Consider the following 25366-nt stretch of genomic DNA (forward strand, 5'->3'; position numbering starts at 1 on the left):
TGTGTGGCCGGGGGGGCTTGTTCAGCCGGTTGCCCGGGCCATCTGCCGCGCGGCGTCGTTGCGCCAGCGGGCCAGGTGTTCGTCGGCGTAACGCCGCACACAGCGCAGTACGGAACTCTCGTGCTGCACCAGGAAGAAGTGGTGACCGTCGAACATGTCGAGGGAGAAACCGCTGGCGGTGTCTTGCTGCCAGTCCAGCAGTTGATCGGCGCGCACCGTGTCCTGCTTGCCGCCGAATACATGGATGGGCAGGCTCAGCGGCTCACGCTCGCCATATTCGAAACTGCCGCACAGCAGGAAGTCGGCCCGCAGGATCGGCAGCATCAACTGCATCAGTTCGGCGTTGGCCAGCACGTCTTCGCCCGTGCCCTTGAGTTCCCGCAGGCGGGCGATCAGTTGTTCGTCGTTTTTCTCGATGGCGTATTCGCTGACATCGCGACAGGCCGGGCCGGCGGTACCCGAGACAAACAGCGCCAATGGCGGCGGCGCACCCCGTTCGCGCAGGGCATGGGCCAGCTCGAAGGCCAGCAGGCCGCCGAGGCTGTGGCCGAACAAGGCGTAGGGGCCGTCCAGCTCGGCGCGGATCTCATCAGCCAGTTGCCCGGCCAGTTTTTTGATATCGCGCTGCAACGGCTCGTCCATGCGCATGCCGCGCCCCGGCAACTCCAGCGGCCGCACCTGCAACCACTCCGGCAGCGCCCGCCGCCAGCGGCTGTAGACCATGGCGCTGGCGCCGGAGTAAGGCAGGCAAAACAGGCGTAATCGAGCCGGCGTGTTCATTTCAGACCACTCCCGCTCACACGATAAAAACCCATTTTGTCCTCCTCCAGGCGCTGATCCTTGGCCGGTTTGTTAACTGGCCTTTCACCCATGAGAACGGATGGCACCGGGAAATAATTAGTCAGCGAGACGCCGTTCACACCTCTCGATAAAGCATAAGATTAGTTCTTCTTCTCATTTGACAATCATTATCATTAAGCATAATTTGTTGCCCGATGTGTAGGAGGCCTCAGCAAGGACGCCCTCCCCCAACCTTCTCTTGCAACAAGGTGATTTCCATGACGGAACAAGTATCCACAGGCAGGTGCGACTCACCCCTACTCCAGGCCTTCGTCGACAATCGACTGATCCTGGTCAAGATCGCAGCGCGTATTACCGGCTGCCGATCCCGCGCCGAAGACGTGGTGCAAGACGCCTACTTCCGGTTGCAATCGGCCCCCACCATCACGTCATCGTTCAAGGCGCAGCTCAGTTACCTGTTCCAGATCGTGCGCAACCTGGCTATTGATCACTACCGCAAGCAGGCGCTGGAGCTGAAATATTCCGGCACGGAAGAGGAAGGCTTGAATGTGGTTATTCACGGCGCTTCACCTGAGACCTCGCACATCAACTTTTCGACGCTGGAGAACATTGCCGACGCCTTGACCGAGTTGCCTCAGCGCACGCGTTACGCGTTTGAGATGTACCGGCTGCACGGGGTGCCGCAGAAGGATATTGCCAAGGAGCTGGGGGTTTCACCGACGTTGGTGAACTTTATGATTCGCGATGCGCTGGTGCATTGCCGGAAGGTTTCCGGGACCCATAGCGACACGTTTGCGCGGCGGGCCTGACGCGCCACACATCCCATGTGGGAGCGGGCTTGCTCGCGAAAGCGGTGGATCAGTCACACATGCCTTGACTGACACTGCGCTTTCGCGAGCAAGCCCGCTCCCACATTTGATCTTCGTGCACTCAGATTTTTTGCTCAGTCAAACCAACCCACACCGCTCAAAAAACCGCTCCCGCCCCAGAATCATCAACGCCGCCCGCTTATGAGGAAAATCAAACTCCTTCTCACAGTGGAAACACTGATTCTGCATATGCCCAATCATCTTCCCGTTATCCGCCCGAGGCTCAGCCACCACACGCTGCGTACGCGGATCATCGAGAAACAAGTAATGCACCAGCGCCGACAACCAGCTCGCTACCTTGTGCGGACCACGGTGGTGCTCTTCGCCCACCAGCATATGAATCCCGCGATCGTAATCCGCCGCGTCATAAAACGGCGCAATCCGATCCTCCTTCGCCCAATACGCCTCGAAATAAGCAAACGGCTCATCATCGAAACAGCCAATCAACGTCAACGCATGGGGATCCGCTTCCAGCTTGTCCAGATACTCCCGATGCTGTTCCAGGCTGCCAGTTTCCTGCCAGAAATTCGCCACCCGCGCACTGTTCTGCCAACGATTGAAGCGCGCCAGATCAACATCAATCTCCACCGTACGCAGTGAAATCCACGCCCCCAGCCGCGCATCAAACCGCCGATACACCTCGCCCCGCGGCTTCGGCGCACGGGCAGGATGACGCTTGCCACCGCTGATGATCATCTGCTGCGGATAAGTCCCCGTGAGAGATTGCCCCAGCCACGGTTGCGGCAACTGCCAGAACAACGTGCGCTCGCAATGAAACTGCCCGGCAACCCCGGTCGCCACCAGTAACCCACTGCGCAAGGCATCTTCCGGCGCATGCTCAAGACACCAGACCAGTCGCTGACGCCCGGGCTCCCTGGCAAACAGCCAATAACACGCCGCCCACAAGGCACGGGCAGCCGGCACACTGGCGGGCTCCTGCAAATGCACCTGCACCTCATCACCCCGCTCAAGGCGCAGGCGAATCAGCGGCTGGCCCTCAAGGGTGAGGCTCAGGCGGCTATCAGTTTCATCAGCATTCAGGGCGGGTCCCGCCGGCAAGGGCAGCACAGACAGGTCATTCAGATTGGACATGGGATGGGCTCACGAATCGTCGACAGTTCAACAAGTGACGTGAGCCGAGGGCAAAAATTTAGACGATCACGGCACCGGCATTACATCGATGCGGTAAGGCTCGAAGATCTTCAGCAACTGGCCGTTGTCCCGCAGCTGCTTGAGCAGCCCGGCGAACGCCGGCCCCGTGATCGGCGCCTTGGGCCGCAGCAACGCATAGTGGTGGTACACCTGGTCGATCCGCTCGGACACCAGGAACTGCCCCGCCGTATCGGCATTGCGCACCAGGAAATCGCTGAGGTAGGAACGTGTCACCAGGGCAATGTCGGCCCGGCCCCGGGCGACCATCAGCAGGTTGCTGTCGTGGGAATAGGTCAAGGTGGCGTTGAAGTGCTCCGCCATGTACTTGGGGTCGGGGTTGAAGTTGGCGAACGCGTAGTGATAACCGCTGAACACCGCCAGGCGCTTGCCGGTCAGGTCAGCGAAATACGACTGGTCGCGACCGGGCTCCTGCTGGGCCACGAAGATTTCCGCATCCTCCAGGCCCATGTCGACATCGGTGTGGGCAATATCCTGCCAGCCCCACTTGGGGTTTTCGAAGATCGCCATGTCCACCCGACCTTGCTGGAAGTCGCGAAAACGCCGGGGAATCGAGGTGGGTACCAGCACAAACTGGTAGTCGGTTTGCAGGGCGTTCAAGGCTTCCACCAGTTGCGGCAGCAACCCGGTGTCGGCACCCTGCTCCGGGCGCACGGTGTATGGCGGGAAATGCGCAGCACCGACCCTCACCAGTTGGGCGGCCGAGGCAGGCATCAGCCACAGTGCGCCAAGTGCCCATATTGAGAGTCCTGCAGCCAATCGCCAAGGCGAAAACATCAAGGCACACACCGTCGAAAACTTTGATCCCGCTAAGCTAGGCGTTTTTGTCTATCGAGACAACTTTCTGCCACACAATTAATAGCTTGCGCGAAAGGGCTAGTCAGCTTTCAACACCATCAGCAAGGCTTCGTCGGCCAGTTGCTCCAGGGTCATGCTGCCCTGGGCGCGAAACCAGGTGGTGGTCCAGGACAAGGCGCCCGTCAGGAAACGCCGCGTGATAAACACATCGCCCTTGATGTAACCGGCGTTTTTCGCCTCCCCCAGCACCTGCAACCAGATCTCTTCGTAGATGTCGCGCAAGGCCAGCACCTGGGCCTGGCCCTCGGCCGACAGGGAACGCCATTCATACACCAGCACCGCCATGGCCTCGCCACTGCCGCCCATGATCGACTGCAATTCGCAACGAATCAGCGCCAGCACCCGCTCGCGCACGTTGCTCGCCTCGGCCAGGGAAGCGCGCATCAGGGCGGTGTTGTAGTGGATGGTTTCCTCCATCACCGCCCGCAGGATTTCGTCCTTGCTCTTGAAGTGATGAAAGATGCTGCCGGACTGGATCCCGACCGCGCCGGCCAGGTCACGCACGGTGGTGCGCTCAAAACCCTTGTTGCGAAACAGGTGGGCCGCGGTTTGCAGCAGCTTGCCACGGGCACTGTCGGGGTCGGTCAATTGGCCGGCGTCGACCATGGTGCGCATCACCCGCAGGGCTTTTTGCTCATCCATGCTGCTCTCCTTAACTTCTGGTTACGTCTTGGGCGGCAATTTAGGCCGTGGCAGCCAACCAAGCAAGCGCTTGGGGCAAAGTTATGACCAGAGTTTACAAACCAAGCGCTTGCTTGGTAGTGTGGGTATCAGCAAACCAGAGGAAGGACGCCCCATGAACAAGACGGTACGCATCGGCTGCGCCAGCGCCTTCTGGGGCGACACCTGCACCGCCGCTGCGCAGTTGGTGCACGGCGGCACGCTGGATTACCTGGTGTTCGACTACCTGGCGGAAGTCACCCTGTCGATCCTCGCCGGAGCGCGAATGAAAGACCCCCAGGCCGGCTATGCCACGGATTTCGTCGAGGTGCTGACGCCGCTGCTGGCGGATATCCAGCGCCAGGGCATCCGCGTGATCAGCAACGCCGGCGGGATCAACCCCCAGGCCTGCGCCGCCGCGTTGCAGGCGGCCTGCGACCAGGCCCGAATCCCGTTGAAGATCGCCGTACTGCTGGGGGATGACCTGCAACCGCAGTTCAAGCAACTGCACGGCGTCACCGACATGTTCAGTGGCGCGCCCTTGCCGCCGATGTGCGTATCCACCAACGCCTACCTCGGCGCGCCCGGCATCGTGCAGGCGCTGGAGCTGGGTGCCGATATCGTGATAACCGGCCGTGTGGTGGACAGCGCGGTGGTCAGCGCGGCGCTGGTGCATGAGTTCGACTGGTCCTGGCAGGACTACGACCGCCTGGCCCAGGCGGCATTGGCCGGGCATATCATCGAATGCGGCGCGCAGTGCACCGGCGGCAACTTCACCGATTGGCGGGAGGTGCCGGACTACGAACACATCGGTTTCCCGATTGTAGAGGTCAGTGCCGACGGCCAGTTCACCGTCAGCAAGGTCGAGGGCACCGGCGGACTGATCAGCGAACTGAGCGTCGCCGAGCAACTGCTGTATGAAATCGGCGACCCGCGCGCCTACCTGTTGCCCGACGTGATCTGCGACTTCAGCCAGGTCAAGCTCCGGCAACAAGGCAAAAACCGCGTGCACCTGCACGGCGCCAAAGGCCTGCCGCCCACCGACCAGTACAAGGTCAGCGCCACCTACCCGGATGGTTTTCGCTGCACCGCCAGTTGCCTGATCGCCGGGATCGACGCGGTGGCCAAGGCCGAACGGGTCAGCCAGGCGATCATCAACAAGACCTCAGAGCTGTTCAGCCAGCGCGGCTGGGCGCCCTACACCGACATCAACATCGAACTGCTGGGCAGCGAAGCCACCTACGGCCCCCATGCCCAACGCCAGGACTGCCGCGAAGTGGTGGTGAAACTGGCGGTGCGTCACCCCAGCAAACAGGCGCTGGTGCTGTTCGCCCGGGAGATTGCCCAGGCGGCCACCGGCATGGCGCCGGGGCTCACCGGAATCGTCGGCGGGCGACCCACGGTGTACCCGCTGATTCGGTTGTTTTCATTCCTGATCGATAAAAGCGCCTGCCAATTGCAGGTCGACTTCCTTGGCGAACGGCATGCCTGCGAATTGCCCGTCGCCAAACCGCTGAACACCTCGATCGCATTGATCGATCCGCCCAAACCCCAAGGCCGCGCCGACGCCAACGTGCCGCTGGTCAAGCTGGCCGTGGCCCGCTCCGGCGACAAGGGCAACCACAGCAACATCGGGGTGATCGCCCGCGAGCCCGACTACCTGCCGTGGATCGCCGAGGCACTGACGCCCGAAGTGATCGTCGACTGGATGAGCCACGTGCTCGACCCGATCCACGGCCGCGTCGAGCGCTGGTATTTGCCCGGCAGCCACAGCCTGAACTTCCTGCTGGAAAACGCCCTGGGTGGTGGCGGGATTGCCAGCCTGCGCATCGATCCCCAAGGCAAGGCCTTCGCCCAGCAACTGCTGGAAATCCCGATTGCCGTGCCGCAGCACATTGCCGATCAATTCACTTAAAGGACCCGCGCCGTGGCCTTCGACTCGATCTTCAAAGCCGACCTGTTCCAGGGGCAGACCATCATCGTTACCGGCGGCGGCAGTGGCATTGGCCGTTGCACCGCCCACGAGCTGGCAGCCCTCGGCGCCCATGTGATCCTGGTGGGGCGCAAGCCGGAAAAACTGCAAACGGTGGCCGCAGAGATCAGTGAGGACGGCGGTCGCGCCAGCTGGCAGGCCTGCGATATTCGTGATGAAGAAGCGGTCAAGGCACTGGTCGGCCAGGTCCTGCAGGAGCACGGCCCGATTCATGGCCTGGTGAACAACGCCGGCGGCCAGTACCCCTCGCCGCTCGCGTCGATCAACCAGAAGGGCTTTGAAACCGTGTTGCGCACCAACCTAGTGGGCGGTTTCCTGATGGCCCGGGAAGTGTTCAACCAGAGCATGAGCAAGCACGGCGGGTCCATCGTCAACATGCTCGCCGACATGTGGGGCGGCATGCCCGGCATGGGGCACTCCGGTGCGGCACGTTCGGGCATGGACAACTTCACCAAGACCGCCGCCTTTGAATGGGGTTACGCGGGGGTGCGGGTCAACGCCGTGGCGCCGGGCTGGATTGCCTCCAGCGGCATGGACACCTACGAAGGCGCATTCAAGGCGGTGATCCCGACCTTGCGCGAGCATGTTCCGCTCAAGCGCATCGGCACCGAATCGGAAGTCAGCGCGGCGATTGTGTTCTTGCTCAGCCCCGCCGCCGCGTTCGTCAGCGGCAGCACCTTGCGCATCGACGGCGCCGCCAGCCTGGGCAGCCGCGCCTGGCCGCTGCACAAGGCGCAACCGCCGAGCGTGTCCTTTAATGGTTTCCACCGGGCTTACTTGCCGGATGTGCTCAAGGAGGAGAAATAAGCCATGCCGGTGATCGACTCGCAACTCGACGCCCACAGCCCGCAATTCGCGCAGAACCGCGAAGCGATGCTCACGGGCGTCAATCAATTGCGCCAGCTGGAGCAAAACCTGCTGGGCAAGGCCGCCGAAGCCAAGGCCAGGTTCGACAAGCGCGGGCAACTGCTGCCACGGGAACGCCTGAATTTATTGCTCGACCCCGGCGCGCCGTTCCTTGAACTGGCGAGCCTGGCCGGCTACAAACTGCACGATGACAAAGACGGCAGCGCCGCTGGGGGCGGGTTGATCGCCGGCATCGGCTACGTCAGCGGCGTGCGCATGCTGGTGGTGGCCAACAACAGCGCGATCAAGGGCGGGACCATTTCCCCCTCGGGCCTGAAAAAATCCCTGCGCCTGCAACAGATCGCCATGGAAAACAAACTGCCGGTGGTGACGCTGGCAGAAAGCGGCGGCGCCAACCTCAACTACGCCGCCGAGATTTTCGTCGAAGGCGCCCGCAGCTTCGCCAACCAGGCGCGGATGTCGGCCATGGGCTTGCCGCAGATCACCGTGGTGCATGGCTCGGCCACGGCGGGCGGCGCGTATCAGCCGGGCCTTTCGGATTACGTGGTGGTGGTGCGTGGCAAGGCCAAGCTGTTCCTGGCCGGCCCGCCGCTGCTCAAGGCCGCCACCGGCGAAGTCGCCACCGATGAAGAACTGGGCGGCGCCGAGATGCATGCGCAAACCGCCGGCACCGCTGAATACCTGGCGGAAAACGACGCTGACGGTGTGCGCATCGTGCGTGAGATTGTCAGCCTGTTGCCGTGGGATGACCGCTTGCCACCTGTGCCAAAGCGCGCTTACAGCGAGCCGCTGTACCCGATTGACGAGCTGTTGGGGCTGATCCCCGACGATCCGAAAAAGCCCTACGACGTGCGCGAAATCCTCGCGCGGTTGGCGGATGCTTCCAACTTCCTGGAGTTCAAGGGCGAGTTCGACCCGCACACCGTCTGCGGCCACTTGCATATCCAGGGCCGGGCCTGTGGCTTTATCGGCAACAACGGGCCGATCACCCCGAAGGGGGCGAGCAAGGCCGCGCAATTTATCCAGCTGTGCGACCAGAGCCAGACACCGCTGCTGTTCTTCCACAACACCACCGGCTTCATGGTGGGCACCGAGTCGGAACAGCAAGGCGTGATCAAGCACGGCGCGAAGATGATCCAGGCGGTGGCCAATGCGCGGGTGTCGAAACTGACCATCGTCGTCGGCGGCTCCTACGGTGCCGGCAACTATGCGATGTGCGGCCGTGGGCTCGACCCGCGTTTCATCTTCGCCTGGCCCAATAGCCGCACCGCCGTGATGGGCGGCGCCCAGGCGGGCAAGGTGCTGCGGATCGTCACCGAAGCCAAGCAACTGAAAGATGGCCTGGTGCCCGACCCCAAGGTGCTCGACATGCTCGAACAGGTCACCGCACAGAAACTCGACAGCCAGTCCACCGCCCTCTACGGCAGCGCAAACCTATGGGACGACGGGCTGATTGACCCACGGGATACACGAACCTTGCTCGGGTTTCTGCTGGACATCTGCCACGAGGCCGAGGTGCGGCAACTACAGCCCAACAGCTTTGGTGCAGCGCGGTTTTGATGATCGTTCCCACGCCCCGCGTGGGAATGCAGCCCGGGACGCCCCGCGTCCCCATAGGGAGAACAATAAAAATGATCTTCACCCAGGAACACGAAGCACTGCGTCGCACCGTCCGTGGCTTTGTCGAGCGCGAGATCAACCCGCATGTGGATGAGTGGGAAAAGGCCGGACGCTTTCCGATCCACGAGATCTTCCGCAAGGCCGGCGACCTCGGTTTGCTGGGTATTTCCAAGCCGGAAAAATTCGGTGGCATGGGCCTCGACTACAGCTACTCGATCGTCGCCGCCGAAGAGTTCGGCAGCATTCGCTGCGGCGGCATCCCGATGTCCATCGGCGTGCAGACCGACATGTGCACCCCGGCCCTCGCCCGCTTCGGCTCCGATGAATTGCGCGAAGAATTCCTGCGCCCGGCCATCAGCGGCGAACAGGTGGGCTGCATCGGCGTTTCGGAAACCGGCGCCGGCTCCGACGTGGCCGGGCTGAAAACCCATGCCCGCAAGGACGGCACTGACTACGTGATCAACGGCAGCAAGATGTGGATCACCAACTCACCGAGCGCCGACTTCATCTGCCTGCTGGCCAACACCTCCGACGACAAGCCGCACATCAACAAGTCGCTGATCATGGTGCCGATGAACACCCCCGGCATCAGCGTCAGCCCGCCCCTGGAAAAGCTCGGCATGCACAGCTCGGAAACCGCCCAGGTGTTTTTCGACGACGTGCGCATCCCCCAGCGCAACCGCATCGGCCATGAAGGTGCGGGATTCATGATGCAGATGCTGCAGTTCCAGGAAGAGCGGCTGTTCGGCGCGGCCAATATGGTCAAGGGCCTGGAGTACTGCATCGACAGCACCATCGATTACTGCAAGGAACGCAAGACCTTCGGCAAGGCGCTGATCGACAACCAGGTGATCCACTTCCGTCTGGCCGAACTGTCCACCGAAATCGAATGCCTGCGGGCGCTGGTGTACCAGGCCACCGAGCAGTACATCAAGGGCCAGGACGTGACGCGCCTGGCCTCCATGGCCAAGCTCAAGGCCGGCCGCCTGGGCCGGGAAGTCAGCGACAGTTGCCTGCAATATTGGGGCGGCATGGGGTTCATGTGGGACAACCCGGTGGCCCGGGCTTATCGCGATGTGCGGCTGGTGTCGATTGGTGGTGGGGCGGACGAGATCATGCTGGGGATCATCTGCAAATTGATGGGCACCCTGCCGGGGAAGAAGTCGTGAACACGTTGTTGCTGGAACCGCATAACGGGGTGCTGCATGTGACCCTCAATCGGCCGGACAGCCGCAATGCCATGAGCCTGGAAATGGTCAACGAACTGCGTGCGGTACTGGCCGATGTGGCTGGGGACAAGAGCGTGCGGGCGTTGGTTATCAGCGGCGCGGGTGGGCATTTTTCGGCCGGTGGCGATGTGAAGGACATGGCTCGCGCGGGAGCCGCGGGCGGCTTGCAGGCGTTGAACCGGGCGTTCGGTACGCTGTTGCAGGAAGTGGAGGCGCTGCCGCAGGTGGTGATTGTGGTGCTTGAGGGTGCCGTGCTGGGCGGTGGGTTTGGGTTGGTGTGTGTCAGTGATGTGGCGATTGCGGATCATCAGGCGCAGTTTGGGTTGCCGGAGACCGGCCTCGGGTTATTGCCGGCGCAGATTGCGCCGTTTGTGGTGAAGCGTATCGGGCTGACCCAAGCGCGGCGGCTGGCTTTGACGGCGGCGCGGTTTGATGGGGTTGAGGCGCTGCGGTTGGGGTTGGTGCATTTTGTGGAGCACGATCCGCAGGCGTTGGCGGAGCGGCTGGATGAGGTGTTGGGGCAGGTTTTGCGATGTGCTCCGGGGGCTAATGCGCGGACCAAGGCGTTGCTGCTGGCCAGTGGTGAGCAGGTTTTGGGGCCGTTGTTGGACCAGGCTGCCGAGTGGTTTGCCGAGGCGGTTTGTGGTGAGGAAGGGGTTGAGGGGACTCAGGCGTTTGTGCAGAAGCGCAGGCCGGGGTGGGCGCGATGAATCGGGGGCATATCCGTTATTTTTGTAATGGCGACTATGGGTTCCGCTCTTACAGCGGGTCACTTTTGAAAAGCGCAAAAGTAACCAAAACGCTCTTGCCCCACCACTCGGCACCTCGCCTAGGCTCGGTGTGCCCTCACTCCGGCTTTGGAGCGTGGGCCGCCGTCATGGGCCATCCCTGGCCCAGGACGGCTAACCCGGCGTCCTGCCGGGTTACCCACGCTCCAAAGCCTGCGTTCGGCCAGCGTGGTTTAACGGGGCGCCCAAGATCAAGATCAAAAGCAGATCAACAGCACAGCGGCCTACCGGCCGGCTTGAGTGTTGAAGAGCAAAATCAAAAGCTAAAGCGGGCACGGTTCAAATGTAGGAGCTGGCTTGCCGGCGATGGCATCACCTTGGTGTGTCTGGAAGACCGAGTTGTCTGCATCGCCGGCAAGCCAGCTCCTACAGAAAAGCAGATCTGTTTTCGCTCTGGTCTTTGATCTGGCTTTTAACACTCAGGTCGGCTTTCAGGCCGCCGTGCTCTTGCTTTTGATCTTGATCTTGATCTGACTGCCCCATTCAGCCCGAGGCCGAACGCAGGTATTGCGCAGCGGGTAAACCGGCAGGACGCCGGTTTAGCCGCGCCGGGCCATGGATGGCCCGTCGCGGCGGCCCGCGGAGCAATGCCGGAGTGAGGGAACGCCGAGCCACAGCGAGGCGCCGACAGGCGGGGCAGAGCGTTTTGGTTACTTTTGCGCTTTTCAAAAGTGACCCGCTGTAAGAGCGGAACCATAAGCAGCCGTTACCGAAGAAACGGATATGTACCCGACAAGCCAAGGGACACCACCATGCCGATGTTCAACAAAATCCTCATAGCCAACCGTGGCGAAATCGCCTGCCGCATCCAGCGCACCGCCCAATCCCTGGGCTACCGCACCGTAGCAATCTACAGCGAAGCCGACGCCGACGCCCTGCACGTCCAGATGGCCGACGAAGCCATCAACATCGGCCCCGCCCCCGTCACCCAGTCCTACCTGAACATCGAAGCCATCCTCAACGCAGCCCACCGTACCGGCGCCGACGCCATCCACCCCGGCTACGGCTTCCTCTCCGAAAACCCCGACTTCGCCCGAGCCTGCGCAAACGCCGGCCTCACCTTCATCGGCCCCAGCCCCGAAGCCATCGACCTGATGGGCAGCAAACGCCTCTCAAAAATCGCCATGCTCAACGCCGGCGTCCCCTGCATCAAGGGCTACCAAGGCCCCGACCAGGACGACCCAACCCTGCAACAACAAGCCACCCACATCGGCTACCCACTGATGATCAAGGCCAGCGCCGGCGGCGGCGGCCGCGGCATGCGCCTGGTACACAACCCCGACACCCTGCTGGAACACCTGCGCACCGCCCGCTCCGAAGCACAAAACGCCTTCGGCAGCGCCGAACTCATCCTCGAACAAGCCCTGATCGCCCCCCGCCACGTCGAAATCCAACTGTTCGGCGACACCCACGGCAACCTGATCTACCTCGGCGAACGCGACTGCTCGGTCCAGCGCCGCCATCAAAAAGTCATCGAAGAAGCCCCCTGCCCCGTCATGACCCCCGAGCTGCGCCAAGCCATGGGCGAAGCCGCCCTCAAGGCCGCGCGCGCCGTCAATTACGTCGGCGCCGGCACGGTGGAGTTCCTGCTCGACCGCGACGGCAATTTCTACTTCCTGGAAATGAACACCCGCCTGCAGGTCGAACACCCGGTCACCGAACTGATCACCGGCCTCGACCTCGTCGCCTGGCAACTGCACATCGCCGCCGGCCAACCTTTGCCCCTGAGTCAGGAACAAGTGACCCTAACCGGCCACGCCATGGAAGTGCGCCTGTACGCCGAAGACCCGGCCCAGGGCTTCCTCCCGCAAACCGGCGACGTACTGCGCTGGGACCCGGCGCCAGGTGTGCGCATCGATCATGGCGTGCTGGAAGGCCAGCGCATCACCCCGTTCTACGACTCGATGCTGGGCAAGATCATCGCCCACGGCGCCACCCGCGAAGAGGCCCGGCGCAAGCTGGTCAGGGCCGTGGAAGACTGCGTGCTGCTCGGCGTGCCCACCAACCAGCGCCTGCTGGCCAGCCTGCTCAAGCATCCACACTTCATCGCCGGCGATTTCAGCACCTGCTTTATTGCCGAACACTTCAGCGACATCCCGCGTACCCACGCGACCAACGAAGAGCTGGCATTGGCCGCCGCGCTGTTTTACCACCACAGCGCCAGCGCTCACACCACGCCATTATCCGGCTGGCGCAACAACGCCAGCGTGCCCTGGACCTGGCAATTGGCCGAACACGACGAGCCCCGGGCCATCAGCCTCAGTGTGCTGGCGGACAATTGCCTGCACGTCGAGATTGATCTGCACGCCATCGAAATACGCGACCTCTCCACCGACGGACGCTGGGCCACCGCCGTTCTCAACGGCATTCGCCGTCGCATTGCCTACCACCTGCAAGGCACCCGGCTCTGGTTGCCCGGCGTGTGCATCAATGATCGAACCCAAACCGTCGCCACCCGCCAGGCCGAGGCCGGCAACGGCACGGTCAAGGCGCCGATGGACGGGGCAATTGTCGAAGTACGGGTCAGCGAAGGCGATTCGGTCAGCAAGGGCCAGCTGTTGCTGGTGCTGGAAGCGATGAAAATGGAGCACCCCCTCAAGGCCGGCATGAGTGGCGTGGTCAAGCGAATCCAGGCGGTTGCAGGCGATCAGGTCAGGAACCGTCAGATTTTGCTGGAGATCGAGTAAGCCCTGGGCGGAACTAGCAGGCTTGGCTACGCTCTATCCCCATCAGGACGGGAAGAGTACGGGAACCTGCGATGCCTCATTGGCTGATTATTGATCTTGAAGCCACAACGGATGAAGGCGGCTGGCCCGTGACCGAGATGGAAATCATCGAAATCGGTGTGAGCCTGGTCAACCGCCAGGGCCGTGAACTGGACCATTTCCAGCGTTTCGTGCGGCCATTGCGCAGGCCGCTGCTGACGCCGTTCTGCCGCCAGTTGACCCACATCACCCAGGCGAATATCGACGCTGCCGCGCCGTTGATCGAGGTGTGGCCGCTGTTCGAACGCTGGCTTGGCCAGCACCAGGCACGCCTGGAAGGCTGGGCGAGCTGGGGTGACTACGATCGCCAGCAACTGGAACTGGAGTGGCAGCGCCATGGCTTGAGCAGCGTGCTGGGCCAGACGCCCCACGTGAACCTCAAGCAACGCTTCGCCAAGGCCCGGCGCCTGGACAAGCCGCTGGGGCTCAACGGCGCGCTGCAACTGGCCGGCATGCAGTTCCACGGCCAACAGCATCGGGCGCTGGAAGATGCACGCAATACCGCACGGCTGCTGCCGTTGATTTTGCCCGTGTAGAAGGCATACTGGCCGACCTTTCTTGACCCTTTTCCGAGGATTCGCCCATGTTTAAAGTCAACGAGTACTTCGACGGCACCGTCAAGTCGATCGCTTTCGGCACTGCAGAAGGTCCGGCGACCATCGGCGTCATGGCCCCGGGTGAATACGAGTTCGGCACTGCCCAGCGTGAAATCATGCATGTGGTATCGGGCGCACTGACCGTCAAGCTGCCAGACAGCACCGACTGGGAAACCTTCGCCGCCGGCAGCCAGTTCAACGTGCCAGCCAACAGCAAGTTCCAGCTGAAGGTGGCGGTCGACACCGCCTACCTGTGCGAATACCGCGGCTAAACGTTCGATAGCCGAAAAAAATGCCCGTCTCGCGAGAGACGGGCATTTTTCATTTCAGGGATGCTTACTCCAGGATCGTCACCGGCATGCCGACTTCCAGGCGGCCCACCCCATCGTTGACCAGGTTCTGCCCGAACATCACATCGCCCTCTTGCTCGCGGTAGGTCTTGAGCGTGGCCAGCGGTTCGCGGTCGGCACTGCGCTCGCCACTCGCCGGGTCGATGGTGGTGAGGATGCAGCGTGAGCAGGACTTGACCACGCGAAACTCCACGTCACCGATCCGTATCCGCTTCCAGCCGTCTTCGGCAAAGGCTTCGCTGCCCTCGATCACCAGGTTGGGGCGAAAACGCAGCATCTCCATGGGCCGACCGATACGCTGGGACAGGTCATCCAGGGACGCCTGGCCGATCAGCAGCAACGGAAAGCCATCGGCAAACGCGACCTTGTCATCATCCTTGCCGTAGCCGGCCTCGGTCGTGCGTGCACGGGACAGCGGCACTTGCACCAGCCGCGTGGGTTTGCCGATGAATTCGCTGAGCCAGGCGCCCGCCTCGTCACCGGCATCCGGCACGCGCAAGGTGTCACGCCAGATGGTCACGCCGCGCAACTCGGCATCGCTGCCGGGTAGTGGCACGTCAAGCGCAGGTTGGCCTTCGGCGCTCAAGGTCAGGCCACCGGCGCTGTTCCACAGCGCCGAGAGCTGGCTCATCCTGGCCACGGCGCGCTGGGTCAGGAAACGCCCGCTGGCCTCGTCCACCAACATCCAGCGTCGATCCCCGTCGAGCCCGAGTGTGTCCAGGCCGATCTGCTGCAAGGATTCACCCTTGCCGGACTTCAAGGGGTATCGGTACAACGCGCTGAGACGAAGCATGGGCCTGCATTCCTGAGGGACAAAGCCGTCACCCTAAGCTCAAGCCGGGACTTCGTCCAGCATCAGGCGCTGACGTACCACGTCCACCAACTTGTCGGGCTGAAACTTGGAGAGGAAGTTGTCGCAACCGACCTTCTTCACCATCGAGTCGTTGAAGCTGCCGGACAACGACGTATGCAGCACCACGTACAGGCTGCGCAGGCGCGGGTCGTTGCGAATCTCGGTGGTCAGGCGGTAGCCGTCCATCTCGGGCATTTCGGCGTCGGTGAAGATCATCAACAGCTTGTCGGTCATCACCTGGCCACTGTCGGCCCAGGCCTTGAGCATGTTCAGTGCCTTGAGGCCGTCGCTGGCAATGTGCATCTTCACCCCCAACTGTCCGAGGGTGTCACGCAGTTGCGAGAGGGCGACGTTGGAGTCATCCACCAGCAGCACTTCGCGGCCGCGGGCGCGTTCCAGCACCGGGTCTTCAAGTTTCTCGCGGGAAACCTTGGCGTTGTAGGGCACGATTTCGGCGAGGACTTTTTCCACGTCGATGATTTCCACCAACTGGTCATCGACCTTGCTGATGGCCGTCAGGTAATGCTGGCGCCCGGCACTTGCCGGCGGCGGCAGGATCGCCTCCCAGTTCATGTTGACGATGCGGTCGACGCCGCCCACCAGGAACGCCTGCACCGAGCGGTTGTACTCGGTGACGATAATGGTGCTGTTGGGGCCCGGAATCAGCGGACGCATGCCAATCGCCTGGGACAGGTCGATCACCGGCAACGTCTGCCCACGCAGGTTGACCACGCCGCAGACAAATGGGTGGCGCTGGGGCATCAGGGTCAACTTGGGCAGTTGCAGCACTTCCTGCACCTTGAACACGTTGATCGCGAACAGCTGCCGCCCGGCCAGGCGAAACATGAGGATCTCCAGGCGATTCTCACCCACCAATTGTGTGCGTTGATCTACCGTGTCGAGAATGCCGGCCATTAAAGACTCCTGGGGTTTAGCGGATGGATAGTGCTGGTCACTGAAGCAGGTTATCGGCGGCAAACGCCGGACCTTGACCCCCCACTAAAATGCCATGCAAATCCATTGATGTCACACTGACATCATGCTTTACTGAACCCGCTTCAACGCAAGGCCCATCACCACCGCCGCGTGACCGCAAAGTCTGCGCGAGGTTCCGCTATGTAAGGGATTCCCCTATCCACAATCAGGACCAACCTGATATTCGCGATATCTAATAGCCATTAATGTGACGCCATTCTCATTGCATGAATGGAGTCAGGCTTTTGTTTGCTATCGCAAGCCCACGGCCAACGGATCATCCAGTGACTTATGTACTGGCACCCAAAGAAGTTGTGCGAATGCCCCTGGAAATTGTGGGGTACTCGGACGACGGCCGTCATTCAAATAAATTTCCTACTGAAAAGTCGGAACGGGCCTACAGATATTCGTCATATTTCAGCGGTAGTTTTACGCCATTCAACCGGTGCAACATCTCATCATCCGATCGTATGTTCTGGAGACTTGTGTGATGAACGACGGCAAAGAGTGGCAACTTGCACTTCCCGAGTTCCTCCTCGAAGCGGAAATGTTGCTGGCCAAGTCTGAAGAATGCTTGAGCCACCTGCATTTGATCCGCAACGACAGTGACGCGATCGACTGCATGAAAACCAACCTGATCAAGCTCGCGGAAAAATCCGAAGCCCTGGCCCTGAGGGCGATCAGCGAGTTCTCACGGCATATCCAGTACCTGATCAGCAACGCCGCCAGCCCCCTGCAACTGCATGACGAAGCACTTGATGCACTGCACAACTGCCTCACCCTGCTGGCCTGGCAACTGGAGTTGATCGATACAAAAACCGGCAAGCTCGGCCTGGATGAAACGGAACAAACCGTGTTGATCGCCACCGTTGTCCAACACATCCCCCAAAGCGATTTCGGCTATAAGCAACAACACAGGCCTTACGCAATTTGAGGCTTCTTCGCATTTAAGCGACAAAAATGTCGCATTCAATTGCCTGATTATCTAAAAACGACACCACAACTATTTATGCATCACGACGTCGTTAGCAGAAAAATATCAATAAGCCACTAACGACAATACTGATACAAAACAACTTCAATGATACAACTTCCCCACTCGTTGAACTCCGGGACTACCTTCCGGGACGCTGCCGTGATTAATACGCCTCATCCCGCTCGGCGCCAGGCGACCAACGGTAATAGTGGTGGTACCATGCCCCGCTCGAAGTGACTCAACTTCATGATGCATATAAACGTGAAATGCGCCTCCTATGTACGCCAGCCTGAAGTCACTCATCGCAAGGTCCGTGTCCCGAAGCAATGCACGCTGGATAACCCTCGCGCTATGCCTGTGCGCGTGCCTGCTCAGCCTGTGGGCTTATGCACACTCGGCCGATCTTCCCCTGGCGCTGTTGTCAGTGAACCTGGCCACCCTGCTGGTGGTGGGCTTGCAACAGTGGCGCTCACGCAAGTCCATCAAGTTCCAGCCCCAGGAGTTGGCCGACCGCCTGTTGCAGGTCCAGGAAAACGAACGTCATCGCCTCAGCCGCGAACTGCACGACGATATCGGCCAACTGTTGACCGCCGCCAAGCTGCAAAGTGAATGGCTCAAGCGCCGTCTTCCGGAAAACCTGCAGGGCCACTGTGCGGTGCTGTGCAACACCCTCAACGAAACCCTGGCCAAGGTGCAGGACGTGTCGGCCATCCTCAACCCCCGGCAACTGGCGAGCCTGGGCCTTGAGGCGAGCCTGCGGGCGCATCTGCTCAAGACCCTGGAAAACACCCGGGTAAGCTGGAGCCTGGAATGCCATCAACGGCTGACCGGCATCCCGGAAGAGATGGCTGTTGCCGCCTTTCGCATTACCCAGGAAGCCGTCACCAACATGCTGCGCCATGCCCAGGCACGTAACCTGCTGGTACGCCTGCAACGCCTGCCCGAAGGCCTGTCACTGTTTATCAGCGATGACGGCCAGGGCTTTTCGCCCGCCATCAACCCCGCCCAGGAAGGCCAGCGGGGCATGGCCGGGATGTCCGAGCGGATTGATCAACTGGGAGGCACATTGTCGGTCAATAGCCAGCCAGGCTCCGGGACGAGGATCGAAGCGCTTTTCCCCTGGGCGCCCCGCGCCCTCGAACGGGCCAACCCCCATAAGGTTCTAGAGTGACGTGCAACTTACTCCTGGTGGATGACCACTCCCTGATCAGGGCCGGCGTGCGTGCGCTGGTCATGGATATTCCCGGCTACGCGGTGATCGGTGAAGCGAGCGACGGCGCGCAGTTGCTGGAGCGGTTTGACGCGCTGCAACCCGACATCGTGCTGCTTGACCTGTCGATGAAGCACACCGGCGGGCTCGATGCATTGAAAGACCTCAAGCGCGCCTACCCGAAGAGCAAGGTGCTGATCCTGTCGATGCACACCGACCCGGAGCTGATCATGTGCGCGCTGGAGTCCGGCGCCCATGGCTACCTGCTCAAGGACACCACGGCCAATGAGCTGGAGCACGCGCTGCTGGCGTTGCGCAACAACGAACGCTACCTCAGCCCGGCGATCGCCCATACGGTGATCAACCAGGCGCTGATCCGCAATCAGGCCCAGGTCAACCCGCCGCCCCACAGCCACAACCTGACGGCACGCCAGTTGGAAATCCTGCGCTTGATCGTGCGCGGCAAGTCCACCCGTGAAATCGCCAATGGCCTGGGTCTGAGCATCAAGACCGTGGAAGCCCACCGCTCGCAGATCATGAAGCGCCTGCAGATTTTCGACGTGGCGGGCCTGGTGCTGTTCGCAGTGCGCGAACAGATCATCAGCCTTGACGATTAGTCAGCAACGGTGAGTCCTCCGGCAGATGCACCCGCAGTGCCTGGGGCAAGGCCGAGAAGTGCAAGTCGTCACCCTGGAGTGGTTCGCCGTCGAGGTTGATCGCCAGCCCTTCGGCGACCTTGATTTCGACCCACGGCAAGCGCGCCCGCACAAACATATTGTCCAGGCCCCAGCCGTCCGTCATCAGGTTGCGCAGGGTGCCGACCACTTCCTGCGGCGCCGGCAAGATGCTGATATCCAACAAACCATCATCGGCCAGGGCGCCGGGGCACAGCACGTGGCCACCACCGGCCTGGCGCCCGTTGCCGATGCCCAGGGCCAGCAGCTCGCCGCGCCAGTGAAAGTCAGGGCCCTGCAATTCACCGTAGGCCGCGCGCAACTCGCTGAAGCGTGACAGGCCGGTAAACAGATACGCCGCGCCACCGAGGACTTTCTTCAAGTCTTCGGAGGTGTTGGCAGTGACCTGGCTGCCAAAACCACCGGTGGCCATATTCAGGAAGATCTGCCCGCCTACTTCGCCCAGGTCGATGGCACGGGCCGGTACATCCAGCAGGTCCAGGGCCTGCTCGGGCTCCAGCGGCACACCGGCGGCGCGGGCAAAATCGTTGGCGGTACCGAGGGGCATCAGCACCAGGCTGGCCTCGGTCTTGGCCCGGGCCATGGCCTCGGCCACATCCCGCAGGGTGCCGTCACCGCCGCCGGCAATCAGCCGCGTGTAGCCATCGGCAAGGGCCTGATCGACAAACCGCTGGGCATCGCCACCCTCCCACGTCACCCGTACGGCCAGGTCCCAGCCCTGCTCGCGCTTGCCCTGCACCGCCGCCCGCACCTGCTCGTTGAGGGCTTGCTTGCCGTGCAGAATCAACAGTGCCTTGGGTGTGCTCATGGATGAATGCTCCTGGGTTTAAGGTTCCTGAGGGATGTTGACCGTGGCCAATCGAAAAAAAGCCATCGGATGTAGAAATTAACCGGGTTTTGTAGCGTTTCTGACACGGATCAACTCGCACTTGGCGAAATCGACCTAGACTTATACCTATTCCCACCCGACAAGGCCGTCGCACCATGATCACCATGTCCGCCTTCCACTCCATGCTTATCCCCATCCTGACCGGCATGATCCTCCTGGCCATCGGCTTCAACTTCCGCGACAAACCCATCGGTGTGTTCGGCATGTGGATCGGCATGCTGCTGATCCTCGGCACCGTGGTTTACAAGATCCTCGCCAAACTCGCCGAATGACAATCTCACTCGCATTGCACATGACGGCCTCGTACACTCGGTCAATTCGTCGTTTTTAAGGTTGACCGCCTCGTGCTTGCCCGTCTGTTTGCCCTGCCCTGTTGCCTGCTTTTCTGCCTGCTGACCCTGCTGCCCATGGCGCCTGCCCACGCCGTGAGCCTGCCAGGGCTGCTGGGCAGCAACACCAAAACCCAGCCGCAAGCCGATGTCCCGTTGGGCCAGTCCCTGGACGAGGTGATCAAGACCCTGGAAAACGACCAACAGCGCACCAAGCTGCTGAGCGACCTGAAAAAGCTTCGTGAGACCACGCAAAAGGCCCAGCCCGCCGCCGAACTGGGTGTGCTCGGTTTGATCGGCGGCACGCTGTCGAGCCTGGAGCAACAATTCTCCGGTGCCGACAGCCCGCTCAATCGCTGGTCCAACGAGTTTGACCAGGCCAAGGATGAACTCACCGCACTGATGCTGCCGGCCAGCGAATGGCTGCCGATCATCTTTGCCTTTGCCATGATCCTGATGCTCTGGAGCCTGCTGGCCGCGATCCTGATCTGGCTCAGCCACCGGGTGCGCGAGCGCTTTGGCCTGACCGAAGAACTGCCGCAACACCCCAAGACCTGGGACCTGCTACGCTTTGCCCTGCGCAAGCTCGGCCCGTGGCTGATCGCGTTGGTGATCACCGTCTACATGAGTTACGCACTGCCCTCGTCCCTCGGCAAATCCCTGGCAATGGTGCTGGCCTATGCGCTGGTGGTGGGCACCTGCTTCTCGGCGATCTGCGTGGTCGCCTTTTCCGTACTCGACGGCCCGCACCGTCACCGCGCGTTATACATCCTGCGCCACCAGGCCTTCCGGCCGTTGTGGCTGATCGGCAGCTTTGCCGCCTTTGGCGAAGCCGTCAGCGACCCGCGCCTGGCCGAGAGCCTGGGCCAGCACCTGTCCCATGTCGCCGCGACCATCGCCAATGTCATGGCCGCGCTGTCCACCGGTGTGTTCATCCTGCGATTCCGCCGGCCGATTGCGCACCTGATCCGCAACCAGCCGCTGTCCCGCCGCCTGACCCGCCGCGCCCTGAGTGACACCATCGAAATCGTCGGCACCTTCTGGTACCTGCCGGCGTTGCTGCTGGTGGGCATCTCGCTGTTCGCCACCTTCGTCTCCGCCGGCGACACCAGCACCGCCCTGCGCCAGTCGTTGTTGTGCACGGTGTTGCTGGTGCTGTGCATGGTGATCAACGGCCTGGTGCGCCGCCATTCACTCAAGCCGCAGCGTGGGCACAAGCGCCATGCGCTGTACTCCGAGCGCCTGAAAAGCTTCGTCTACACCCTCGCCCACCTGGTGGTGTGGCTGGTGTTTATCGAACTCGGCCTGCGGGTCTGGGGCCTGTCGCTGATCCGTTTTACCGAAGGCGACGGGCATGAAATCAGCGTCAAGCTGTTCGGCCTTGCCGGCACATTGCTGTTTGCCTGGCTGATCTGGATCCTCAGCGACACCGCGATCCACCACGCCCTCACCCGCTCGCGCAAAGGCCTGGCCAACGCGCGTGCGCAGACGATGATGCCGTTGATTCGCAACGTGCTGTTCGTGACCATCTTCATCATTGCCGCCATCGTCGCCCTGGCGAACATGGGCATGAACGTCACGCCGCTGCTGGCGGGTGCCGGTGTGATCGGCCTGGCCATCGGTTTTGGTGCACAGTCGCTGGTGGCGGATTTGATCACCGGCCTGTTCATCATTATCGAAGACTCCCTGGCAATCGATGACTACGTGGATGTCGGCGGCCACCTGGGGACGGTCGAAGGCTTGACCATCCGTACCGTGCGCCTGCGGGACATCGACGGCATCGTGCATACGATCCCGTTCAGTGAAATCAAAAGCATCAAGAACTACTCCCGGGAGTTCGGCTACGCGATCTTCCGGGTGGCGATTCCCTACAACATGGAAATCGACGACGCCATCAAGCTGATGCGCGACGTCGGGCAGAAGATGCGCAACGACCCGTTGCAGCGGCGCAATATCTGGTCGCCGCTGGAGATTCAGGGTGTAGAAAGTTTCGAGTCCGGCAGTGCGATTCTTCGCGCCCGCTTCAAGACCGCGCCGATCAAGCAGTGGGAGGTTTCGCGGGCGTTCAACCTGTCGCTCAAGCGTCACCTCGACGAAGCCGGGCTGGACCTGGCCACCCCACGCTTGAGCGTGCAAGTGGTGACAGCGGCGGGAGGCGTGCAAGAGAAAGAATAAGCGCTGCCCGGATGACGTCAGGATCAACAACAATAATCATGGAGAGTCCTTATGCGTTTGACCGGTCTTACACACCAATGGGTATTCGGCCTGCTGTGCGGTGTCGCCAGCAGCGCGGTCATCGCCGCCAGCAGCGGCCAGGACAGTGCCCGCGAAGAAATCGCCGCCCAGGCGAAAGTGCTGGAACCGGCCCTGCTGGAAACCCGGCGCGACATCCACGCCCATCCTGAACTGGGCAACACCGAAAAGCGCACCGCAGAACTGGTGGCCAAGCAATTGCGGGAGATGGGGCTTGAGGTCAAGACCGGCGTCGCCCGCACCGGCGTGGTCGCAATCCTCAAAGGCGCCCTGCCCGGCCCGACCGTTGCCTTGCGCGCCGACATGGATGCGCTGCCGGTCAAAGAAGTGTCCGACCTGCCCTTTGCCTCGAAGGCCAAGGGGGTGTACCTCGATAAAGAAGTCGACGTGATGCACGCCTGCGGCCACGACGCCCACACCGCCATCCTGCTGAGTACAGCGAAAATTCTGACCGGCATGCGCGATCGTCTGCCGGGCACCGTGGTGTTTTATTTCCAGCCGGCTGAAGAAGGCCCGAGCGACTTTATCCCCGATGGCAAGAACACTTGGGGCGCGAAGATGATGGTGCAGGAAGGGGTGATGAAATCGCCCAAGCCGGATGCGGTGTTTGGGCTGCATGTGTGGGCCGGTGTGCCTGCGGGGCAGATTGCGTATCGGCCGGGGCCTACCCTGGCGAGTTCGGATGACCTGCGGATCAAGATCCTGGGCAAGCAGACCCATGCGGGGCGGCCGTGGGACGGGATTGATCCGATTACTGTCGGGGCGCAGGCCATCGTTGGGTTGCAGACGGTGGTGAGCCGGCGTACCGACATTTCTTCGTTTCCGGCGGTGGTGAGTATTGGCACCATCAACGGAGGGACGCGGTACAACATCATTCCCGAGTCGGTGGACATGAGTGGGACCATTCGCTCCTACGACTATGGCATTCGCCAGAAGCTGCATGCGGATGTGCGGCAGACCGTCGAGAAGATTGCCGAGAGTGGTGGGGCGAAGGCTGAGGTGACGATCATTGAGAAGTACGACCCGACCATCAACAACCCGGCGCTGACCGAGAAGATGCTGCCGAGTTTGCGTTGGGCGGCGAATGGGGATGTGGTCAACGCCCCGTTAGTGGGTGGGGCTGAAGACTTCTCGTTTTATGCCAAGGAAGCGCCGGGGTTGTTTGTGTTTCTGGGGGTGACGCCGAGGGATCAGGACATGAGCAAGGCGGCGCCGAATCATAATCCGGGGTTCTTTGTGGATGAGTCGGCGTTGGTGGTTGGGGTTCGGACGCTGGCTTCGTTGGCGACTGATTATTTGTATGCCAATGCGGCGGATTGAGGGTATATCCGTTATTCAGGTAACGGCCGCCTAGGGTTCCGCTCTTGCCCCACCACTCTGCACCTCGCTCGGGCTTAAGTGTGGTGAAGCAACAGCAAACCCAAAGGCGGACACGATCCAAATGTGGGAGCGGGCTTGCTCGCGAAGGTCGTTAACGATTACGTGGGTATCCTGACTCAACGCGGCGCCCTCAGGTTTTTCGCGAGCAAGCCCGCTCCCACATAAAGCGGCTCTGCTTTTGCTCTAACACCCAGGTCATCGGGGTAAAGCCCTGTGCTTACTTGGGGCTGGGCCGGCATTCCGGCTGTTCAAAAGTGAGCCGCTGTGAGAGCGGAACCAAAAGCCGTCGTGACCTAGATAACGGATACACACAGGCAAAACGTCAAACCACATCCACCCCCACATGAATCGCATCATGCCGCCAAAACTCCAGATCACAATCAATCAACCGCTCATGCTGATCATAATTAACCCGAGCAATCCGCAACCCCGGGCTCCCCACCGACACCCTCAACGCCGCCGCAGCCTCAACCTGCAATGACGTCGGCACAATCTCAAACCGCACCCGCCCGTAGTGCAAGTCATACACCCGCGCATACAACTCCGTAATCGACTGATTCAAATCACACTCCAGAATCCCCGGAAAATACTGCGGGTTCAGATAGTGCTCCACATACAACACCAACCGCCCATCAATCCTGCGCCCCCGGCAAATCTGAATCACACTGGACAACGCCGGCAACTGCAACCACGCACACACCGCCGCCGAAGCCGGCTGCAACCGCGCCGAAATCACCTCGGTCGACGGCACCCGACCCTGGGCACTCACCATCGCGTGAAAATGACTGCGCTGCATCAGGTTATAGGCAAGCCTGGGCGGCGACACAAACCACCCCCGCCGCTCCTCGCGATAAATCTGCCCTTGTGCCTCAAGTTGTAACAAGGCTTCCCGCACCGTAATCCGGGTGGTACCAAACAACTCGCTGAGCTTGCGCTCGGCCGGCAGCTTACTGGCAGGCGCCAACAAGCCATGGTCGATCTGCTCTTGCAGCGCCAGGCCAATGGTTGTCACCGCCTTGGTTGCCTCATCACGCATCAACGTTACCTATCTGGACTAGACCAGCACTATTCAGGTGCACAAAACGCCCGCTAAACGCGCCTCTGCTGTTGCGTGCAAGCCTAGGCATTGCACATGACCGACAGATGACAGCGCCTCGCGACGTCCTGCCACAAGACCTGCAATACATCGGCCAAGTCCAAGGCTTCCGGGCGGTTGGGCATGGTCTACGCTTACCCGGTG

General features: G+C 61.5%; 22 protein-coding genes and 1 pseudogene. 15 read left to right on the forward strand and 8 right to left on the reverse strand.

From position 1 onward, the window contains the following. Window positions 1–21: 21 nt before the first annotated feature. Complete coding sequence (locus tag V6607_RS22455) at window positions 22–780, reverse strand: thioesterase domain-containing protein (RefSeq protein WP_134327064.1); 759 nt, start codon at window positions 778–780, stop codon at window positions 22–24. Window positions 781–1058: 278 nt separating this feature from the next. On the opposite strand from V6607_RS22455, the gene V6607_RS22460 reads away from it, so the two are divergent. Then, the gene (locus V6607_RS22460; protein ID WP_003209024.1) at window positions 1059–1610 is read left to right on the forward strand and encodes an RNA polymerase factor sigma-70; all 552 of its coding nucleotides are present in this window, start codon (window positions 1059–1061) and stop codon (window positions 1608–1610) included. A gap of 138 nt (window positions 1611–1748) precedes the next feature. Here V6607_RS22460 and V6607_RS22465 read toward each other — a convergent pair whose 3' ends face one another. From V6607_RS22465 to V6607_RS22475, 3 genes are all read right to left on the reverse strand, one after another. Then, complete coding sequence (locus V6607_RS22465; protein ID WP_003209026.1) at window positions 1749–2762, reverse strand: GNAT family N-acetyltransferase; 1014 nt, start codon at window positions 2760–2762, stop codon at window positions 1749–1751. Window positions 2763–2828: 66 nt separating this feature from the next. Continuing rightward, entirely contained in the window at window positions 2829–3617 is a 789-nt protein-coding gene (locus V6607_RS22470; protein ID WP_083853176.1) for a transporter substrate-binding domain-containing protein, read from the reverse strand. A 99-nt stretch (window positions 3618–3716) separates the two neighbouring features. After that, complete coding sequence (locus V6607_RS22475) at window positions 3717–4340, reverse strand: TetR/AcrR family transcriptional regulator (RefSeq protein WP_087695088.1); 624 nt, start codon at window positions 4338–4340, stop codon at window positions 3717–3719. 154 nt (window positions 4341–4494) lie between these two features. Between V6607_RS22475 and V6607_RS22480 the strand changes: the two genes are divergently transcribed. The 8 genes from V6607_RS22480 (at window position 4495) to V6607_RS22515 (ending at window position 14488) form a co-directional block, all read left to right on the forward strand. Continuing rightward, window positions 4495–6273 carry an acyclic terpene utilization AtuA family protein gene (locus V6607_RS22480; protein ID WP_102369611.1) on the forward strand — a complete coding sequence of 593 codons (1779 nt, stop codon included), beginning with the start codon at window positions 4495–4497 and terminating at the stop codon, window positions 6271–6273. A gap of 12 nt (window positions 6274–6285) precedes the next feature. Further along, window positions 6286–7158: an SDR family oxidoreductase gene (locus V6607_RS22485; RefSeq protein WP_102605695.1), complete on the forward strand. Its 873-nt coding sequence runs from the start codon at window positions 6286–6288 to the stop codon at window positions 7156–7158. Window positions 7159–7161: 3 nt separating this feature from the next. Continuing rightward, window positions 7162–8778: a geranyl-CoA carboxylase subunit beta gene (gene atuC, locus V6607_RS22490; RefSeq protein ID WP_134327065.1), complete on the forward strand. Its 1617-nt coding sequence runs from the start codon at window positions 7162–7164 to the stop codon at window positions 8776–8778. A 71-nt stretch (window positions 8779–8849) separates the two neighbouring features. Beyond that, window positions 8850–10007, forward strand: a complete 1158-nt coding sequence (gene atuD / locus V6607_RS22495; protein WP_003209038.1) for a citronellyl-CoA dehydrogenase — start codon at window positions 8850–8852, stop codon at window positions 10005–10007. Then, on the forward strand, window positions 10004–10777 hold the full coding sequence (locus V6607_RS22500; protein ID WP_008431696.1) for an enoyl-CoA hydratase-related protein: 774 nt from the start codon (window positions 10004–10006) through the stop codon (window positions 10775–10777). Before atuD ends, V6607_RS22500 begins: the two co-directional genes overlap by 4 nt. Window positions 10778–11607: 830 nt before the next feature. After that, window positions 11608–13542 carry an acetyl/propionyl/methylcrotonyl-CoA carboxylase subunit alpha gene (locus tag V6607_RS22505; RefSeq protein ID WP_134327066.1) on the forward strand — a complete coding sequence of 645 codons (1935 nt, stop codon included), beginning with the start codon at window positions 11608–11610 and terminating at the stop codon, window positions 13540–13542. Window positions 13543–13613: 71 nt separating this feature from the next. Continuing rightward, entirely contained in the window at window positions 13614–14156 is a 543-nt protein-coding gene (locus V6607_RS22510) for an exonuclease domain-containing protein (protein ID WP_003219774.1), read from the forward strand. A gap of 47 nt (window positions 14157–14203) precedes the next feature. After that, the gene (locus V6607_RS22515; protein WP_003183665.1) at window positions 14204–14488 is read left to right on the forward strand and encodes a pyrimidine/purine nucleoside phosphorylase; all 285 of its coding nucleotides are present in this window, start codon (window positions 14204–14206) and stop codon (window positions 14486–14488) included. Between the two features lie 64 nt (window positions 14489–14552). On the opposite strand, the gene V6607_RS22520 is transcribed toward V6607_RS22515, so the two are convergent. Beyond that, complete coding sequence (locus V6607_RS22520; protein WP_003219772.1) at window positions 14553–15359, reverse strand: MOSC domain-containing protein; 807 nt, start codon at window positions 15357–15359, stop codon at window positions 14553–14555. A 39-nt stretch (window positions 15360–15398) separates the two neighbouring features. Then, window positions 15399–16334 carry a chemotaxis protein CheV gene (locus V6607_RS22525; RefSeq protein WP_008430676.1) on the reverse strand — a complete coding sequence of 312 codons (936 nt, stop codon included), beginning with the start codon at window positions 16332–16334 and terminating at the stop codon, window positions 15399–15401. Window positions 16335–16884: 550 nt separating this feature from the next. Here V6607_RS22525 and V6607_RS22530 point away from each other — a divergent pair. The 3 genes from V6607_RS22530 to V6607_RS22540 all read left to right on the forward strand — a co-directional run bounded on the left by V6607_RS22530 (window position 16885) and on the right by V6607_RS22540 (window position 19197). Next, a complete protein-coding gene (locus tag V6607_RS22530; protein WP_003219767.1) occupies window positions 16885–17328 on the forward strand; it encodes a hypothetical protein in 444 nt (147 codons plus the stop codon). Window positions 17329–17647: 319 nt separating this feature from the next. Then, a complete protein-coding gene (locus tag V6607_RS22535) occupies window positions 17648–18541 on the forward strand; it encodes a sensor histidine kinase (RefSeq protein ID WP_003219766.1) in 894 nt (297 codons plus the stop codon). Then, the gene (locus tag V6607_RS22540; RefSeq protein ID WP_003219763.1) at window positions 18538–19197 is read left to right on the forward strand and encodes a response regulator transcription factor; all 660 of its coding nucleotides are present in this window, start codon (window positions 18538–18540) and stop codon (window positions 19195–19197) included. The genes V6607_RS22535 and V6607_RS22540 overlap by 4 nt, the downstream gene beginning before the upstream one ends. Here V6607_RS22540 and yegS read toward each other — a convergent pair. Continuing rightward, window positions 19159–20083, reverse strand: a pseudogene (gene yegS / locus V6607_RS22545) (lipid kinase YegS); the annotation flags it as partial. The gene V6607_RS22540 and the pseudogene yegS overlap by 39 nt on opposite strands. A gap of 176 nt (window positions 20084–20259) precedes the next feature. Between yegS and V6607_RS22550 the strand changes: the two are divergent. The 3 genes from V6607_RS22550 (at window position 20260) to V6607_RS22560 (ending at window position 24066) form a co-directional block, all read left to right on the forward strand. Continuing rightward, window positions 20260–20436 (forward strand): hypothetical protein, encoded by a 177-nt coding sequence (locus tag V6607_RS22550; RefSeq protein WP_003219760.1) that lies wholly within the window; start codon window positions 20260–20262, stop codon window positions 20434–20436. Window positions 20437–20508: 72 nt separating this feature from the next. After that, window positions 20509–22668, forward strand: coding sequence for a mechanosensitive ion channel domain-containing protein (locus V6607_RS22555; RefSeq protein ID WP_003219758.1), 2160 nt, complete (start codon window positions 20509–20511; stop codon window positions 22666–22668). A 51-nt stretch (window positions 22669–22719) separates the two neighbouring features. Next, window positions 22720–24066 (forward strand): amidohydrolase, encoded by a 1347-nt coding sequence (locus V6607_RS22560; protein ID WP_003219757.1) that lies wholly within the window; start codon window positions 22720–22722, stop codon window positions 24064–24066. Window positions 24067–24448: 382 nt separating this feature from the next. Here V6607_RS22560 and V6607_RS22565 read toward each other — a convergent pair whose 3' ends face one another. Next, a complete protein-coding gene (locus V6607_RS22565) occupies window positions 24449–25162 on the reverse strand; it encodes a UTRA domain-containing protein (protein WP_010166446.1) in 714 nt (237 codons plus the stop codon). Between the last annotated feature and the right edge of the window lie 204 nt (window positions 25163–25366).

Source organism: Pseudomonas sp. KK18 (genome assembly GCF_037094675.1).
In the GTDB taxonomy this organism is placed as follows: domain Bacteria; phylum Pseudomonadota; class Gammaproteobacteria; order Pseudomonadales; family Pseudomonadaceae; genus Aquipseudomonas.

What these genes read in the sequence shown, in the direction of transcription:
- V6607_RS22455 (WP_134327064.1), bottom strand. Translation starts at nt 780, where the DNA reads ATGAACACGCCGGCTCGATTACGCCTGTTTTGCCTGCCTTACTCCGGC.
- V6607_RS22460 (WP_003209024.1), top strand. Translation starts at nt 1,059, where the DNA reads ATGACGGAACAAGTATCCACAGGCAGGTGCGACTCACCCCTACTCCAG.
- V6607_RS22465 (WP_003209026.1), bottom strand. Translation starts at nt 2,762, where the DNA reads ATGTCCAATCTGAATGACCTGTCTGTGCTGCCCTTGCCGGCGGGACCC.
- V6607_RS22470 (WP_083853176.1), bottom strand. Translation starts at nt 3,617, where the DNA reads ATGTTTTCGCCTTGGCGATTGGCTGCAGGACTCTCAATATGGGCACTT.
- V6607_RS22475 (WP_087695088.1), bottom strand. Translation starts at nt 4,340, where the DNA reads ATGGATGAGCAAAAAGCCCTGCGGGTGATGCGCACCATGGTCGACGCC.
- V6607_RS22480 (WP_102369611.1), top strand. Translation starts at nt 4,495, where the DNA reads ATGAACAAGACGGTACGCATCGGCTGCGCCAGCGCCTTCTGGGGCGAC.
- atuC (WP_134327065.1), top strand. Translation starts at nt 7,162, where the DNA reads ATGCCGGTGATCGACTCGCAACTCGACGCCCACAGCCCGCAATTCGCG.
- atuD (WP_003209038.1), top strand. Translation starts at nt 8,850, where the DNA reads ATGATCTTCACCCAGGAACACGAAGCACTGCGTCGCACCGTCCGTGGC.
- V6607_RS22505 (WP_134327066.1), top strand. Translation starts at nt 11,608, where the DNA reads ATGCCGATGTTCAACAAAATCCTCATAGCCAACCGTGGCGAAATCGCC.
- V6607_RS22510 (WP_003219774.1), top strand. Translation starts at nt 13,614, where the DNA reads ATGCCTCATTGGCTGATTATTGATCTTGAAGCCACAACGGATGAAGGC.
- V6607_RS22515 (WP_003183665.1), top strand. Translation starts at nt 14,204, where the DNA reads ATGTTTAAAGTCAACGAGTACTTCGACGGCACCGTCAAGTCGATCGCT.
- V6607_RS22520 (WP_003219772.1), bottom strand. Translation starts at nt 15,359, where the DNA reads ATGCTTCGTCTCAGCGCGTTGTACCGATACCCCTTGAAGTCCGGCAAG.
- V6607_RS22525 (WP_008430676.1), bottom strand. Translation starts at nt 16,334, where the DNA reads ATGGCCGGCATTCTCGACACGGTAGATCAACGCACACAATTGGTGGGT.
- V6607_RS22530 (WP_003219767.1), top strand. Translation starts at nt 16,885, where the DNA reads ATGAACGACGGCAAAGAGTGGCAACTTGCACTTCCCGAGTTCCTCCTC.
- V6607_RS22535 (WP_003219766.1), top strand. Translation starts at nt 17,648, where the DNA reads ATGTACGCCAGCCTGAAGTCACTCATCGCAAGGTCCGTGTCCCGAAGC.
- V6607_RS22550 (WP_003219760.1), top strand. Translation starts at nt 20,260, where the DNA reads ATGATCACCATGTCCGCCTTCCACTCCATGCTTATCCCCATCCTGACC.
- V6607_RS22560 (WP_003219757.1), top strand. Translation starts at nt 22,720, where the DNA reads ATGCGTTTGACCGGTCTTACACACCAATGGGTATTCGGCCTGCTGTGC.
- V6607_RS22565 (WP_010166446.1), bottom strand. Translation starts at nt 25,162, where the DNA reads ATGCGTGATGAGGCAACCAAGGCGGTGACAACCATTGGCCTGGCGCTG.